Genomic DNA, 15,248 nt, shown 5'->3' on the forward strand with positions numbered 1-15,248 from the left:
AGGTAAGGAAGCGGCAAGAAATCAGCGGAAACGCTGGTGAGGGTGTGAGCTACGCCTCGTCTCTGCGATTTTAGGCCAGAGTCACGCGGACCGCACTTCGACAGGCGACCAACTGTGAGAAGTTCGTTTATCAGTCGGCAATTACCAAGAATCTTCGAGCATGCGCGGTTTGCAGGCTTGCCACGCACCCGCGAGGAGCACGCCGAGCGCGACGAACAGCATGGCGAACGGGACGAGCCAGCCACCGGTCCACGTATGCAGCATGCCGAACAGCAGCGGGCCGAGGCAGGCGACCGCGTAGCCGACGCCCTGGGTGAAGCCCGACAGCGCCGCGGAGCCCTGGGGCGTGCGGGTGCGCAGGTTGATCAGTGTGAGGGCCATCGGGAAGGTGGACGGGCCGAGACCCAGCAGCACCACCCACAGCAGAGTGGCGTGCATCGGCGCTACCAGCAGGCCGACGAAAGCGGTCGCGAACAGCACCATGCAGCCGACGACGACGGGGAACGGATTGCGCATCCGCGAGACCACGGTGGGCGCGCCCAGTGCCGGGATCAGCCCCATCAGCGCGAACAGCCCGACCATGCTGCCGCCGAAGCCGGCGCTCGCGCCCGCGTCGGACAGGATCTTGGGCAGCCAGGCGAACATCGCGTAGGTGGTCAGCGAGGTCATGCCGAACATGCCCGCCATCCCCCATGCCACCGGCGAACGCCAGACTTTGCCGGTCTCGGGCGCTTCGGCAGGCAGCCCGGTGGTGTCGACCGTGTCGCGACCACGCCGGTCGCGCAGCACCACGAACCACGGAATCGCGGCCGCGAAACCGACCAGCGCCCACACGCCCATCGAGATCCGCCAGCCGTGCGCCTCGGCCACCGGCACCGCGATGAACGCCGGGATGACAGTACTGAGCTGCACCATCACGATGTAGAGCGAGCTGATCACCGCCAGGTGATCGCCGAAATACCGCTTCACCAGCGGCGGAATCACCACATTGCCGATGCCCATGCCGAGCAGCGCCACCCCGGAGAACGCCAGCAGCGCACCCGTCCCGGTGGCGAACACCCGCACCAGCGACCCCGCACCGGCCAGCAGCATCGCCACGAACACCGTCCGTTCGAGCCCGAACCGGCGCACGAACAGCGGCGCGACGAGCCCGGCGAGACCGAACATGGCGGTCGGCAACATGCCGAACACCCCGACGATCCCCGTCCCGTACCCGACCTCGGCACCGATCTTCTCCGCCAGCGGACTGAACGCGGTGACAGCGGCGCGCAAAGTCAGCGCCGACATGACGATGGCCGCCAGCACGAGCAGCCGACCTTCGATCAGCGACCGCCTGGTGATCTCGGGAGACGGGTCGACGCGACCACGCCGGTCGTCCACAAGGGTCGACTCGGCGCCAGAAGCCGGCTGGAAATCGCGGAGTGGCGGCACCCGGAAATCATAGGATGACCCGATGACTGCTGCCAAGCGACTGTGAGCGATCTCCCGCAGCCCAGTACCCTTGCTGACGTGCAACCCGTCCGGCGTACCAGCCTCATCGCCCAGGTCACCGAACAGCTTCGGGCCGAGATCCGTTCCGGCCGCTGGCCGGTGGGCCAGCGGATCCCCACCGAACCCGAGCTCACCGAGCTCACCGGGACCGGTCGAAATACCGTGCGCGAAGCCGTCCAGGCGCTCGTGCACGCGGGCATGCTCGAACGCCGCCAAGGCTCGGGCACCTATGTGATCGCCACCTCGGAGGTCGGCGGCACTCTCGGCAAGTACTTCGCCGACGCGCACGAACGCGACATCCTCGAGCTGCGCCAAGCACTCGACACCACCGCCGCCGGCCTGGCCGCGCGCCGCCGCGACGACACCGACATCGCCAATCTGCGCCGCTTGCTCGCCGAACGCAGCAACCGGAACTGGGCCGAAGCTGACCCGGTCGCCATCGCCGCCGACGTCGAATTGCACCGCGCGATCGTCGTCGCCAGCCACAACGCGGTATACCTGGAGTTCTACGACTCGCTGCTGCCGATCATCGAACAGGTGATCCACGCGCGAACGGCGAAATCCGACGACGCCTACGACACCGAGCACGAAGAGCTCGTGCAGGCCGTGATCGACGGCGACGCCGAGCGAGCCGTACAGGCCGCCAACTGCTTCCTCGGGTCCCTCATCGCCGAGTACCCGGACCGCTGAACTGCGCATTGGCGCGATTGCTGAATCCACGTAACCAGGCGGTCACCACCTGCGAATTCGCGCGGTGAGCCGTAGTTGCCGGGAACGTCACCTGAGGCCACTGTCACGCAACAACCGGCTTCTACCTTTATCTCGACACCGCATACGCGCTCGATCGAGAGGAAGCCGATGACCGCAATCGCCGCCACCGGCCAGGCGACGGAATCTCCGTCGTTCGAATATGAGAAGAAGGGTCGATGGCTGACCCAGTGGGAACCCGACAATCCGAAGTTCTGGGAATCGGGTGGTGAGAAGACCGCCAAGAAGAACCTGTGGTTCTCCGTCTTCGCCGAGAACCTCGGCTTCAGCGTCTGGGTGCTGTTCGGCTCCATCGTCACCGCGATGGGCGCTGCCGGCTTCACCTTCCTCGAAGGTCTCGGCAAGGGCAATCCGACCGCCGTCGCCAACGCACTGCTGCTGACCTCGGTTCCCACCCTGGTCGGTGCGACCCTGCGCATTCCGTACACCTTCGCGGTCCCCCGGTTCGGTGGCCGGGCCTTCACCGTCTTCAGCGCGGGGATGCTGCTGATCCCGACGCTGGGTCTGGCGTACTTCGTCAACCAGCCGGGCACCCCGATGTGGGTGTTCTTGCTGCTGGCCGCGCTCGCCGGTGTCGGCGGTGGCAACTTCTCGTCCTCGATGGCCAACATCTCGTTCTTCTTCCCCGAGGGCAAGAAGGGTGCCGCGCTCGGCATCAACGCCGCGGGTGGCAATCTCGGTGTGGCGCAAACGCAGCTGGTGGCGCCGCTGCTGATCACCTTCGGCACGCATCTGCTGGCCAAGGACGCCGCGGGCTACCGGTTCGGCATCACTCTCGCCATCCTGGTGTGGGTGCCGTTCATCCTGATCGCCGCGTTCGGCGCGCTGCGCTACATGGACTCGATCGTCTCCGCCAAGGCCGACGGCAAGTCCTACAAGCTGGCGCTGACAAACCCGCACACCTGGGTCATGTCGTTCCTCTACATCGGCACGTTCGGTTCGTTCATCGGCTTCTCCTTCGCCTTCCCGACCCTGATCAAGGCCAACTTCCCGCACCTGGCCTCGATCGGCTGGATCAGCATGGTCGGTAACCTGGCGTTCCTCGGCGCGTTCGTCGGATCGTTCAGCCGTCCGGTGGGTGGGTGGATTTCCGACAAGGTCGGTGGCGCCCGCATTACGGTGTTCGTCTTCAGCGGCATGGCGGTGGCAGTCGCTTTGATCATGACCGCGCTGTCGATGAAGAGCTTCCCGCTCTACCTCGCCGCATTCCTACTGCTGTTCGTGCTCACCGGTGTCGGTAACGGCTCGACCTACCGGATGATCCCCTCGATCTTCGGTGCCACGGCCAAGAAGTACGCCGCCGAACACGGCATGGAGATCACCGAGGCGCAGGCGTCCGCCCGTCGTCAAGCCGGTGCCGCGATCGGCGTGATCGGCGCCGTCGGAGCCTTCGGTGGATTCGTCCTCCAGCAGGCACTTCGCTTGTCCAACATCAACTTCGGTTCCATGGCGCCTGCCTTCTGGGCATACGCCGGCGCCTTCTTGCTGATGGCGAGCGTCACCTGGTGGTGCTACCTGCGCACGTCCTTCGCCACCGAAAAGATGCCATCCCTGGCCTACGCCAACGTGTAAATCCTGCCCGCGGAAAGCCACGCTCGGAAAACCTGAGCGTGGCTTTCGGCTGTGTGGCCGACGAACCGACATCGTCATCCCGCCGAGCCCGTCGACAGATTTCCAGCTATCGTGTGGCGAACCCGGAACGGAGGCCCGAATGGGAACACACGCACAAGCCGAATCTGTGTCCTCGGCAGAGGTTTTCGATCCAGGCGATCGGTGGGTACCGGTGGATCGCCGCTGGTGGGGTATGGATCGGCGCACCCTGTTGCCCGCGCTGATAGTGCTCGCACTGGCCTTCCTGCAGGGTGTCGTGCTGCCGCGGATCGACGACGCCATACCGGTCGCGGACGTCACCGCCGCTGGTGACGTGATCGCCCTGAAGGGAGGCTTCACCTTCACGGCGGACGCTGGCTGGTCGCTGGTGGAGGGCGAGCTCGTCGGCGACGAACCGACCGGGCAGGGGTACCCCGACGCGGCCGTACTGACCCGCGGCGGCACCCAATTCACCGTACGGACCGGCACATTCGCCGGTGACTCGGCGGCTCTGCTGGATCAGATCGAACAGACCCAGCGGCAATTGGGAAGCGCACTCACCGCGACCGGGGACCCGGTGGCGGTGACCACCCTCAGCGGCGAGTCCGGTGTCATGACCAGATACGCGGCGCCGCAGGTGGACGGCGTGCTGGCCGCGTTCGTCATCGACGGGACCGGTGTCGAGATCATCGCGCTCGGCCCGGAGCAAGCCGGTCAGGACATCCTCACCGACGTCGGCGCGATGATCGCCACCCTCACCCACACCGGAAAGGAGTCGTCATGACCACGTCCACCTCCGAGCTCGCCGACGCCAGGTTCCTGGCCATCGAGGATTCCGGCTGGGGCCGCTCGTTCACCTTCTACCAGCCACGCAACCTCGCGTTCTGGGTCTATCTGGTTCTCGTCGGGTCCGGTGCGCTGCTGTTCGCCGCCATGATCGGACGCACCTACGGCGCCTACAGCCGGGCGATCCTGGTCAGCGCGGTGGTCTTCGGGATCTACGGTGCGATCTTCTGGTGGTTCGCCCAGCATTTCGACCGCTATGCCCGTCAGCCGGTGAAACTGCTCGCGGTCGCGTTCGCCTGGGGCGGTTTCGCCGCGACCTGGGCGATGGCGTCCTACGCCAACACCGCCCTGATCGGCATCTACGGCAAGCTTTTCGGCTACGCCTGGGCACAGGACTGGGGTCCGGCGCTGGCCGCGCCGTTCACCGAGGAGACCGCCAAGGGTTTCGGGCTGCTGCTGCTGATCGCGATGGCGCCGCGGCTGGTGCGCACCGCTTTCGACGGATTCGTCCTCGGCGCGTTCCTCGGCCTCGGATTCGAGATCCTCGAAGACATCTCCTACGGCCTGAACTCCGGTGCGTCCCAGTTCGGCGCCAATCAGGTCGATGCCTCACTCGGGACGGTGGCCATGCGGGTCGCTACCGGCGCTACCGGTCACATGATCTACACCGCGGTCTTCTGTGCGGGGTTGGTGTACCTGCTGGGCAGGCCCGCTGAGCCGCGCCGCGTCGGGCGCGGATTGCTACTGATCGCGACAGCGATGCTTCTGCACGGACTGTGGGATGCCCAGGGCAACTTCAACGGCGGCAACAATCTCGCCGCGCTCGCCCTCCTCGCATTTCTCATGGTGGTCGCGCTGGTCGTCGCGGTGCTGGTGTTCCGGCTCACCGTCGCGCGAGAGCGCGAATTCCTGGCCGCGATCCTCGCGCCGGAGGTGGCAGCCGACACGGTGACCGCAGCCGAATGCGCCGCCGTCTGCGGAAATGCCAAGCAGCGGCGGGCATTCCGGCGCACCGGCGGGGATCGTAAAACGCGGACCCGTCACGGATTCGTACTGGACGCGGTCTCGGATCTGGCCGATGCCCTGGCCACCGATCACGGCGCGCAGACACCACGGGTGAACTTCGCACGCTCAGAGGTTGCCCGGCTACGAGACGGACGCCCACCGGCCCCGGAGTAGCGCCGGGTGGATTATCCACAAGTGACTACCTTGATTCCTCGCCACTGCTGGATCAGCGCCCGCCGCTGCGGGCGCCGACGACCCGACAGTTGACCGCCCGCGTCGAACAGATTCAACGCCGGGCAGCGCGGAGCGGTCGAGCAAGGTTTTCGATCTGGTGTCCAGGTCGTTCAGAATGTCGGCTTCCACCACCCGGCGGATCGAGCTTCTTGGCCTGTCGGTCGCCGATATAGGAAATGACCGAATCGAACTCGTCCTCGCCGAAATACTGTTCGTCGTGCTCGCGCAGCACGAAACCGAAACTCGTGAAGAGGGTGTACGGCGGAGACGTTCCGCAGCAGGAGAGTCTGCCAAACTGATCAGCCAGGCCCTCCCACCCTCGCCGACGAGGGTCATCGCGTACCCGACGACCGTGTCCTCGTCCCTGCAGCCGGGTTCGACTGCGAAGATGCTGCGGAAACTGCTGACCTCCAATAGCTGGCGAAGGACGAGGTAGGGATAGCGGTCACCAAAGACCGCGCGATCGATCACCTGAAGATTCGGGCAGGTAGGCTCGCGTCGGCTCCCGATACTGCACGCTTTCCGCGATAACCATCCGTCCCTAACGTTCGCGCTTCGGCTTCTTGTGCACCGCACCCATTGTCGTCTCGATGCGGTCGCAGTGCTACGTCAACGTCTAACCCACCTTCGCCTGTCGCGTACCGGGAAACCTGCGGTCGGACATGCGGTGCTGATTCGGACAACGGCTGTGCGACAGTAGATTTCGATCAACTTTGTGGTCATCTCGGCGAACCTGCGCTTACTCTGGAGTGCAGATCCCGCACCGATGCAATAGAGGTGAGCTGTATTGGACATCTCGAACGGGTTGACCCAACCACTGTTCAGGTCGGCCGTTGTGGATGACCTGGAAGCGATCGCCGAGATGGAATCGCGGGAGTTCTCGCCACTGGCCTACCCCTATTTCGTTTTGCGCCAGCTGTTCGACATCCACGGGGCGCTGTGGGTAGTGGCCGATCTCGCGGGCGCAGTGGGTGGATATGCGCTGGTCGCGGCCGGTCAGACGCAGGACGCGTGGCTGATCGGCCTTGCGGTGTCGTCGAGTCATCAGGGCCGAGGTCTCGGCAGATCATTGATCGAGCGAGCAGTCGCGAGCTGCCGTGCGGCAGACCTCGACAGACTCTTCCTCACCGTCCGGCCCTCCAACACCACCGCGACCAACCTCTACAAGGCGTCCGGTTTCCTCGGAGTCGACTTCGAGGAGAAGTACTTCGGGGTCGGTGAGCCGCGCGAGCTACTGGTGCGACGGCTGGCACCGCCGGCTATTCGCCCGGCAAGTTTGCGGTGGCACAAGAACGAATATCTACTGCCGGGCGAATAACCGGCGACAACCGGGGGGATTTCCATGGATATCAGCGAACAACGACAGCTCAGAGATTTTATCGCGTCCAAGACCACTCTCGTGCAACGTCATGCCAACGCGTTCGTCGACGAGATCGCGGAATCAGGCCATCCTCGAAATGAACGATCGCTGATCGAGGATTTCAATCACGGTGTCGAACAGATTCTGCTGCGCTATACCCCGCCGAGCAGCCGAAGATCCGGAGACAGTCTGGTTTTCGCGGATATATACCGAAACGTGGACCGGTATGCCAGCTCGAACACCCGCAACTTGAACGCGGCATTCGCCGCCTTCTTCGCCGCCGAAGTCGAGTTTCGGGGGCCGCTGCGACTGAGTCGGACCCAGAATTCGCTGCTCGCCGACATCTACGAGGGGGTCGGCATCCAACTGCTCGCCGCCGGGCTTCCGATGCACGCAGCCCTCGCCTTCCGACAGGCTGCGCACCTGCACACCGTCAACGAGAACCCACGTGGACAGGATCGTTGCAGTCTCGCGCACGCCCGTGCCAGAACCAAGGCGGGGCGGTCGCGGTCCCGACGCATCGGCGGCTACATCTCAGATCTCTTGTGCGGGTATGGGTATCGACCTTTTCGACTGTTGGCCTGGATCGCCATCGAGATCGTGCTGTTCACGGTGACGGTCAGCCTGCTCGCCCCGCCCGAAGACGCCGCGCAGATGACCTACCTGGCCACGGTCGGCATCCTGAGCCCACCCGGCTGGGACGATGTTCAACCCCAGAGCAGCGCTGTCCTCCTCATTCTCACCGCCGAGGCGATCACTGGCTTGGTATCGACGTCAGTGTTCTTCGCTCTCTTGGTACGGCGACTGTTTCGGCTCTGACTACCAGTCCGAACTCGTGCGATTCAACGCGGTCAGTGTCGCGACAGCGAGCCGATCACGCATCTGCCCGACCCGTGCCTGCCATTGCCGGGTGAACCCTGGATCGGTTTCCAGCGCAGCCCACATTCCCTGCATCGACGCAGGTGTAGCAGCGCCGGGCATCCACAGGTGAACGAGATGCTCGAGCATCGGGCTGAGCACTTGTTCGACAGGCGAGTCCGACAGTTCGAACATCTCTGCCGCTTCGTCGGTGACCTCGATCAGCGCCGTGAGCAGCCAGTCGTGCATCGCCAAGTCGTGGCAGAACGCCTGCACATCCGCCAACTGCGCGCCGTCGCCGACCACGATTTCCACGGTGCGCAGTTCGCGGTCGCGCATCGTCATCGTCAACAACGGCTCGACCCCTGCCAGCACGCGTGCCGACCACCGTAGTCGAGTGGTGTCCGAATACATGGGGGGCCGTTGGTTGAGCGTGGGCGCTCGCCGCAGTTTCGTCGCCATGCGCGCTGCGATAGCCCCCGGGTCGAAACTGGCATTGGCCGGGTCGCCGACCGCGACGAATCCTTGCGCGACGTCCTTGCCCAACTCGGGCGTGATCTGGGTAAGCACATCGAGAACCCCTACTCGACCCATGTAGTGGACCCACGGCTGACGACGGCTCGACTGTGCACCTACCACCGCGCAGTGCGCTGCGGTCTGCACGATGCGTCCACCGGTTACCGTCGCCTGGGCGGCCACTGCGCCGACCGCTCGCACACGACGAGTCGACGGCACGGCGAGTCGACAGTCGACCCCCTCGGCTACGACCGGCGATTGCGCCCAACTCACCGGCCGTTCGCGCGAGCGAACAGGCATACCGTGTGCCACGGCGACAAGCTCGGCAGCCGAATCCCGGCTCAATGCAGCCGATTCCGGCAACAGTGCGGTGCGCACTTCTCCGAGAACCGCAAGCGTCGACTCCGCGAATTGCATCACAGCAGATTACGCCCCGCCATCAGAATTCGCTGAGGAAGAAGTGTGCGAGTCGGTCACTGAGCTTGTGGGGCACCTGCATTCGGTCCCGGACGGCCTGCTCGCCGAATACTGCGTGCACCCCGGGTTCGATATTGACGTGGTCGAGAATCTGCTGCACCGAATGTTCGATACCGAGGTAGCGCTTGGGCAGGACCGACAATGAACGGTACGCCGCAAACGGTTTGGGCCGCTGACGCAGCTGCATAACAGCTGGCAACATACTCCATCGGTCGGGCAAGGTGTCGGGGCGCCAATCGGTGAAATTCTGCGGCTGTGCGACCGGGCCGCCCGCGTAACGCAGCATGCCGAGCCGCAGCAACTGCCAGACCGACGCCAGGAATGGGCACGACCAGTAGTTCGGTTCTGTTTCGCGCTCGGGGTTTCCGCGCCACATCTCGACGTCCAGGTGCACCGAGTGGTTGCGTGCCGCCAGCTCCTCAGGTGGGAAGTAGGCACCCAAGTTGCTCGCGCGAGACTTATCGTAGTCACTGGACCGCTCGCCGTTGGCTAGCCAACCGAGCTCAGAGGTCGGAGGCCGACGCCCGTCATAGCCCAAGAGTGGCTCAGCCACCACCATGTCGGCGACCACCCGGGCGAGTCGGATCGGCATCGAGTCGCTGCCTGGTCGCGGCGCGAAAGCACACCCGGATTCGCGACCGAGATAATCGAGTTCGATGCCCGCCTCACCGACCAACCGCAGGAACCGCGGCAAGATATCGCGCGGGTCCGTATCACCTCTGAAGTAGTCGTCGACCAGGAAACAGGTGCTGACCCGAACTGCTGACCGACTACCCGCGCGATCAGCGAATTCGTCGCGGGCCTGCTCGGTAAAGGAGTGCACCAAGGGGGCGACTCTGGCTAGTTGGGCGACGATCTTGTCGGGACCATTGGCCAGCTCGTCCATCGAGAAATGCCCGACCTCGATGGAGACATGGGCCATTGGCACCGCCTCGATCCTGGAGTCGGCTGTCGCTTCCTGAAACAGTGAGCTCACAAGTCCCAGAGCCTATCCGGCTACGCCCCACTCCGATTATTTACGGGTACCCATGTGTTCTCGTCGACGAGCGCCCTGGCCAGTTCCTCGAACGCATCCACCGTCGGACGGTTCGCGATATGCGCGTTGACATCGGTGTCGAGAATGATCTGCTCACGCCATTGCAGCACCGGCTCGACCGGCGTTTCGCCGAGTACCTTGCCCTCGCCGAGCCGTTTGCGCGCGGCGAACGATCGCAGCGCGTCGTCTTGCTTCTGCACCCACGCGGCCTGCGGGCCACCAATGGCGGTAGCTGCATCTTCCAAGCTCGGAACGGCGGTGCGCACGTATCGGATTCGCGACTCCAACTGCCCTTCGGCATACCACGCCCGGCCGCTGGTTCGCGCGGCCTCACCCGACTGCACGATTCCGTCGACGCCCCACACCAAGCTGTGCGCTGCCATGACGTGTTGTCGTGTCCATCGGTGAAAGACCAACCAGTACACCTTGTTCTGGACCATGTTCGCCGGGCACGTCGCTTCCAGCGCGATCTTCATCGCCGCGGACCGACCCGAACTGAGATCGACGATCACAACCGGGAACTGGGTGTCGAGCTCCTTCAACAAATCGACACAGCGCTCCACGACAGGTGGGGTGGCTGTCACTGTCTCACCACCCCCCTTGTCTCCAGGAAACAGTGTCAACCCGCCACGCGAACGCTGCGCTCGCAAGGCCTCGCGATCGGTTGAGGTTCGGACGATGACCCGCTCCGGTACCGGAGTTCTGCCTTCCAGGTAAGAATGCAGCCCGGCCCCCGATGCGGTGCCCTCCTCCACCGAACTGACCTCGAACAGCGCCCCTGCGGTCGGCGAGCCGAAGTCGAAATCGAGGTAGGCGACCTTCAAATTGCGTCCCATGGCAAGGCGGTAGGCCATATTGCAGCTGGTGACCGATCGGCCGGTGCCACCTTTGTCGGAAGTCGCAAACACGATCATCCGATCACATCCCTTCCACCGCGAGGTTGCGGGCGACGGCAAGGGTGTCGAGTTCGGTCAGCGCAACCGACGCCAACGTGAACGAGGTGCCTGGTTGACTGTTCACCAGTGCTCGTGCCCGGACGAGTTGTTGTTCAACCTTGCTCAGGACCTGACGGTCGTCGGACATCCTCGCCGACTTTCGGCGGGTCGCCGAATCTGTGACCGTGCTGGTGTTGAGCATCTCCTGATTGAGCAGGTGTTCAGCCTCATTGAGCAATTCAACCGCGCGATTGACCATGGCAGGCGAGCGAAGCGGTGCCTCACGATAGGTGCGCTCCGCGGCAACCAAGCATTCGATGACCCGCTCAGTGAGATACCAGGACGGCTGCAATTGCTGCGTGCCACCGAACAACGCCCCCGGGTTGTCCCACAGTCGGGCCGCGTCGCCCTCCCTGATCGCCCGCTGATCCAGGTGGTCCATGACCTCCTTGGCCAACTCCATCAGTTGGTCACGGGCGGCGATATTGCTCGAAAGGCGCGCGGCCTGCAGGATCCGTTTGAGCAGAACGGGGGCAAAGTCCGACACAATCCAGGACAAACGCGGCCCACCACCGTTGATCTTCTCGGTACCACGCAAGGTCATTCGAACGCCTGGATTGTGCAAGGCGACCGCGGGATCATCCCGCGTGGGTCTGCGGGTAATACGGCCACGACGCGACAACTCGTCGAAAATACCCACTGCACGGGTCAGGTCGTCATCGGAGGCTGTACGCGCGACCAGTTCCTGAATCAGCACCGCGGAGACGATCAGACTGAAGTAGTCGGACTCTTCGCCATCGGAGGTCTTCCAGGGAATATCTTCCAATGGCCAACGACCAGAGCCGAACCGCGCGACAGTCGCCCAGTAGCGCTGGGTGAGATCCCAGCGCAGACGCAGCGCTTCGGCGAGCCGGTATTGTTCATCGTTGAGCAGGTTCAACTCTCGTGTTCGCTGTGAGAGCACGTCGTTGATGCCATCGAGGGCAACGATGGTGAAGTACAGATACGGGCGTGGCTCGGCGATGCCTACCGGCTGCTCGAGGTCCTTGCTCACGAAGTCGACTTCGGCTGCATTCTCGTGGATGCCCCAACTCCATCCGCACTCGAACAGCAACGTGTCATTGTGCAGATTGTTGTTCTCATCGGCCTGCCCGAGCGTGACGTCGGTACGCAGCCGAGCACGGACTCGTTCGAGGCTTTGATGGATCGAGTCGAGGATCACTCGCTCGGGTTGGTCGCCTTGGTTGAACATCGACAACATCGCCCGACCCTCCGGTGAGCGAGGCGCGGCCGTGTTGACAACGAAACTGCGGACCAGTGCGGTCAGTGCCGCGGTCAGTCGGTCACTCAGACCGACCATGAGCTTCTTGCTGCGTTCCTCAGCGTCTGGTTGCCCCTGGAAATTGTGATCCTGGCAGAAGACCCGGGCGAACCCCATTCCGGCGACGCACAGCGTGACCGACATCGAGTAGCTGTCGACCACAGCGATCGACCGCTGAGCGACTGTCGGCTCATCCTCGGTGGTCGATTGAAGGTAGCTACCCGCATCGAATCGAGGAACTCCGTCGGTTGAATTGCGTTCCAGGAAATCCTCGAGCACCTTGAAGACCGTGAGTCCGATCATGAACGGTCCACCGAGTTCGTAGAGAGTCTCGCGCACATCGTCGGCCATGGTGTCGGGCCGGTCGAGGGTGAAACTTTCGATCTCGGTCGCCGGGTACAGCAGGCACAGCAACTGTTCGGAGTCACTGATCGAGTTAGCGCCGAGGACGCCGCCCTCCCAGTCCCATTTCCCGTCTCGATAGCACGCCGAGATGACGGCGCTCCAAATATCCAGAATCTGTTGTCTGGGCTGGATTCTCACCGGTGGCAATCCTCACCGCTCGTGACGGGCCGCATAGGATCCCCCTGACCCACGGCGGCGATGCCCGATGAAGATAGCACGCGACCCAGCAAGAAGCGTTGGGTCTCAACGGTTTTGAAACCACATTCGACTCATAGGTCACGATGCGCGCAATTCGCCCTTACAGCGCCAAACGGACCATATCCGCTGTGCGGGCGAGGCCGGGGAAGGCTTCGGGGGTCGAACGCGGGTGCAATGCGTGGACCGCCAAGCGGAACATCAAGGCGCGTAACAGCATTTGGGGCCATTCGGGCAGAGTCGCCCAGCGGTCGAGTAAGCCGTCGTCGCCACCTCCCCAAGCTAGTGCGTCGACGACAACGACCCCGGCGGCCCAGGTGGCGGGGCGCCAGTAGGGGGTGATGTCGGTGAGTCCGGGGGTGTGGGCGCCGGTGAACAGGACGGTGCCGAAGAGGTCGCCGTGGACGAGCTGGTCGGGGCTGCGGACGGGTTTGCGCAGCGTGGAGAGTTGGCCGATCAGTTCCAGGGAGCGCTGGCCGTCGGGGGTGGCGGCGATGGGGACACCGCCCGCGCGCAGGGTGCGCAGCGGGATCGATTCCCAGGCGGCGCGGTCGGCGGCGACGAACACGTCCACGTCGACCCAGGGCGCCACGGGAGGCTGGACCAGGAAGCGGGGGCGTTCCAGTTCCGCTGTCGCCTTGTGCAGGCGAAGCGATACGGAGACGACCTCGTCGTGGCGGGGCTCGGGGGCGCCGTCGACGAAGGTGTCGGCGCGCCAACCGGAGACAACATAGCGACCGTCGGTGGCGCGGACGGGGCGGGCGACGCGCAGTCCGTCGACCGCGAGGTGTTCGCGTACTTTCGCCGACCACGCGGCCCGCGCATGATCGGCGACGGGGCTGAGTACCACGTCACCCATGCGCCAGCCACCGTCCCAGTCCCCTAGGGAAACCGGCGTCACTTCGCGAAGCCCGAATGTGGCTCGCACATGCTCGGGAGGTTCGACTGAGGTCACGGGCCGTACCGTAACCCCGCAATCACCGGAGGCGTCCCAAGGCACGCTGTGATACCCCACTTTGCGACCTCACCGCAATATGCGACGAGGTCGCAAACCGGCAGCTATCGGGTCAGTAGACCGGAAGCGACGGATCGACCTGCTTGGCCCAGGCCACCACGCCGCCCTGCAGATGCGTCGCGTCGGCGAAACCGGCGCGCTTCAACGCGGCCAGCGCCTCCGCGGAACGAATGCCGGTCTTGCAGTGCAGCACGATCGGCTTGTTCTGCGGCAGTTCCGACAGCGCCTCGCCGGACAGGATGCGGTCCTTGGGGATCAGGGTCGCGCCCACGATGTGGACGATGTCCCACTCCACCGGCTCGCGCACGTCGATCAGCTCGATCTTGTCGGCGTCGAGGAGGTCCTTGAGCTCGGCGGCGGTGATGGTCGACCCGGCCGCGGCCGCGGTGCCTTCCTCCGACACCACACCGCAGAACGCGTCGTAGTCGATCAGTTCGGTGATCGGCTCACGCTGCGGATCGCGGCGCAGCTTGATGGTGCGGTAGTTCATATCCAGTGCGTCGTAGACCATCAGGCGGCCGAGCAGCGTCTCGCCGATGCCGGTGATCAGCTTGATCGCCTCGGTCACCATCACCGATCCGATCGACGCGCACAGCACGCCGAGCACGCCGCCCTCGGCGCAGGAGGGGACCATTCCCGGCGGCGGGGCCTCCGGGTACAGGTCGCGGTAGTTGATGCCGCGACCGTCCGGGGCGTCTTCCCAGAACACCGAGACCTGGCCCTCGAAGCGGTAGATCGAGCCCCACACGTAGGGCTTGCCCGCGAGGACGGCGGCGTCGTTGACGAGGTAGCGGGTGGCGAAGTTGTCGGTGCCGTCGACGATCAGGTCGTACTCGGCGAACAGCTCGACCGCGTTCTCCGGTTCCAGCCGGATCTTGTGCAGCCGCACGTCGATCCCGGAGTTGATCTCCAGAATGGAATCGCGGGCGCTGTCGGCCTTGGGACGACCGATATCGGATTCGCCGTGGATGATCTGGCGCTGCAGGTTGGAGGCGTCGACCTCGTCGAACTCGACGATGCCGAGCGTGCCGACACCCGCGGCGGCCAGATAGAGCAGGGCCGGCGAGCCGAGGCCGCCCGCGCCGATCACGAGGACCTTGGCGTTCTTCAATCGCTTCTGACCGTCGACACCGAGATCGGGGATGATCAGGTGCCTGCTGTAGCGAGCGATTTCGTCCTTGGTCAGTTCCGCGGCCGGCTCGACGAGCGGCGGCAACGTCCCATTGAGAGACACGTGAGAACTCCTGTATCTGTGG

Annotated in this window: 14 protein-coding genes; 6 read left to right on the forward strand and 8 right to left on the reverse strand. The window is 64.5% G+C overall.

Annotated elements, in window-relative coordinates:
* Nucleotides 1–141: 141 nt before the first annotated feature.
* On the reverse strand, nucleotides 142–1,287 hold the full coding sequence (locus tag ASD42_RS09480; protein ID WP_056815879.1) for an MFS transporter: 1,146 nt from the start codon (nucleotides 1,285–1,287) through the stop codon (nucleotides 142–144).
* Between the two features lie 222 nt (nucleotides 1,288–1,509).
* Here ASD42_RS09480 and ASD42_RS09485 point away from each other — a divergent pair, with 222 nt between their 5' ends.
* From ASD42_RS09485 to ASD42_RS09500, 4 genes are all read left to right on the forward strand, one after another.
* A complete protein-coding gene (locus ASD42_RS09485; RefSeq protein ID WP_056812877.1) occupies nucleotides 1,510–2,181 on the forward strand; it encodes a FadR/GntR family transcriptional regulator in 672 nt (223 codons plus the stop codon).
* 168 nt (nucleotides 2,182–2,349) lie between these two features.
* Entirely contained in the window at nucleotides 2,350–3,831 is a 1,482-nt protein-coding gene (locus ASD42_RS09490; protein WP_056812881.1) for an MFS transporter, read from the forward strand.
* A gap of 139 nt (nucleotides 3,832–3,970) precedes the next feature.
* Nucleotides 3,971–4,633 carry a hypothetical protein gene (locus ASD42_RS09495; RefSeq protein WP_063893580.1) on the forward strand — a complete coding sequence of 221 codons (663 nt, stop codon included), beginning with the start codon at nucleotides 3,971–3,973 and terminating at the stop codon, nucleotides 4,631–4,633.
* A complete protein-coding gene (locus tag ASD42_RS09500) occupies nucleotides 4,630–5,814 on the forward strand; it encodes a PrsW family intramembrane metalloprotease (protein ID WP_056812887.1) in 1,185 nt (394 codons plus the stop codon). Before ASD42_RS09495 ends, ASD42_RS09500 begins: the two co-directional genes overlap by 4 nt.
* Nucleotides 5,815–5,926: 112 nt before the next feature.
* On the opposite strand, the gene ASD42_RS09505 is transcribed toward ASD42_RS09500, so the two are convergent.
* Complete coding sequence (locus tag ASD42_RS09505; protein ID WP_056812889.1) at nucleotides 5,927–6,106, reverse strand: hypothetical protein; 180 nt, start codon at nucleotides 6,104–6,106, stop codon at nucleotides 5,927–5,929.
* A gap of 603 nt (nucleotides 6,107–6,709) precedes the next feature.
* Here ASD42_RS09505 and ASD42_RS09510 point away from each other — a divergent pair.
* Both ASD42_RS09510 and ASD42_RS09515 read left to right on the forward strand, forming a co-directional pair.
* Nucleotides 6,710–7,192 carry a GNAT family N-acetyltransferase gene (locus ASD42_RS09510; RefSeq protein ID WP_131816854.1) on the forward strand — a complete coding sequence of 161 codons (483 nt, stop codon included), beginning with the start codon at nucleotides 6,710–6,712 and terminating at the stop codon, nucleotides 7,190–7,192.
* Between the two features lie 24 nt (nucleotides 7,193–7,216).
* Nucleotides 7,217–8,053 carry a hypothetical protein gene (locus tag ASD42_RS09515; RefSeq protein ID WP_056812894.1) on the forward strand — a complete coding sequence of 279 codons (837 nt, stop codon included), beginning with the start codon at nucleotides 7,217–7,219 and terminating at the stop codon, nucleotides 8,051–8,053.
* Here the strand turns inward: ASD42_RS09515 and ASD42_RS09520 are convergent, their stop codons facing one another.
* From ASD42_RS09520 to moeZ, 6 genes are all read right to left on the reverse strand, one after another.
* On the reverse strand, nucleotides 8,054–9,025 hold the full coding sequence (locus ASD42_RS09520) for an SCO2521 family protein (RefSeq protein WP_056812896.1): 972 nt from the start codon (nucleotides 9,023–9,025) through the stop codon (nucleotides 8,054–8,056).
* 22 nt (nucleotides 9,026–9,047) lie between these two features.
* Nucleotides 9,048–10,061, reverse strand: a complete 1,014-nt coding sequence (locus ASD42_RS09525) for an SCO2522 family protein (protein WP_268793515.1) — start codon at nucleotides 10,059–10,061, stop codon at nucleotides 9,048–9,050.
* Between the two features lie 20 nt (nucleotides 10,062–10,081).
* Nucleotides 10,082–11,035: an SCO2523 family variant P-loop protein gene (locus ASD42_RS09530; RefSeq protein ID WP_056812902.1), complete on the reverse strand. Its 954-nt coding sequence runs from the start codon at nucleotides 11,033–11,035 to the stop codon at nucleotides 10,082–10,084.
* A 4-nt stretch (nucleotides 11,036–11,039) separates the two neighbouring features.
* Nucleotides 11,040–12,920, reverse strand: a complete 1,881-nt coding sequence (locus tag ASD42_RS09535; protein ID WP_056812907.1) for an SCO2524 family protein — start codon at nucleotides 12,918–12,920, stop codon at nucleotides 11,040–11,042.
* Between the two features lie 160 nt (nucleotides 12,921–13,080).
* The gene (locus tag ASD42_RS09540; RefSeq protein WP_056812910.1) at nucleotides 13,081–13,932 is read right to left on the reverse strand and encodes a TIGR02569 family protein; all 852 of its coding nucleotides are present in this window, start codon (nucleotides 13,930–13,932) and stop codon (nucleotides 13,081–13,083) included.
* 112 nt (nucleotides 13,933–14,044) lie between these two features.
* The gene (gene moeZ / locus ASD42_RS09545; RefSeq protein WP_056812914.1) at nucleotides 14,045–15,226 is read right to left on the reverse strand and encodes an adenylyltransferase/sulfurtransferase MoeZ; all 1,182 of its coding nucleotides are present in this window, start codon (nucleotides 15,224–15,226) and stop codon (nucleotides 14,045–14,047) included.
* Between the last annotated feature and the right edge of the window lie 22 nt (nucleotides 15,227–15,248).

It is taken from the genome of Nocardia sp. Root136, assembly GCF_001427185.1.
Classification (GTDB): domain Bacteria; phylum Actinomycetota; class Actinomycetes; order Mycobacteriales; family Mycobacteriaceae; genus Nocardia; species Nocardia salmonicida.

Bases quoted from the DNA above. Each gene is read 5' to 3' on its own strand.
- ASD42_RS09500 (WP_056812887.1), top strand. From the start codon at position 4,630: ATGACCACGTCCACCTCCGAGCTCGCCGACGCCAGGTTCCTGGCCATC.
- ASD42_RS09480 (WP_056815879.1), bottom strand. From the start codon at position 1,287: ATGTCGGCGCTGACTTTGCGCGCCGCTGTCACCGCGTTCAGTCCGCTG.
- ASD42_RS09530 (WP_056812902.1), bottom strand. From the start codon at position 11,035: ATGATCGTGTTTGCGACTTCCGACAAAGGTGGCACCGGCCGATCGGTC.
- ASD42_RS09490 (WP_056812881.1), top strand. From the start codon at position 2,350: ATGACCGCAATCGCCGCCACCGGCCAGGCGACGGAATCTCCGTCGTTC.
- ASD42_RS09495 (WP_063893580.1), top strand. From the start codon at position 3,971: ATGGGAACACACGCACAAGCCGAATCTGTGTCCTCGGCAGAGGTTTTC.
- ASD42_RS09515 (WP_056812894.1), top strand. From the start codon at position 7,217: ATGGATATCAGCGAACAACGACAGCTCAGAGATTTTATCGCGTCCAAG.
- ASD42_RS09520 (WP_056812896.1), bottom strand. From the start codon at position 9,025: ATGCAATTCGCGGAGTCGACGCTTGCGGTTCTCGGAGAAGTGCGCACC.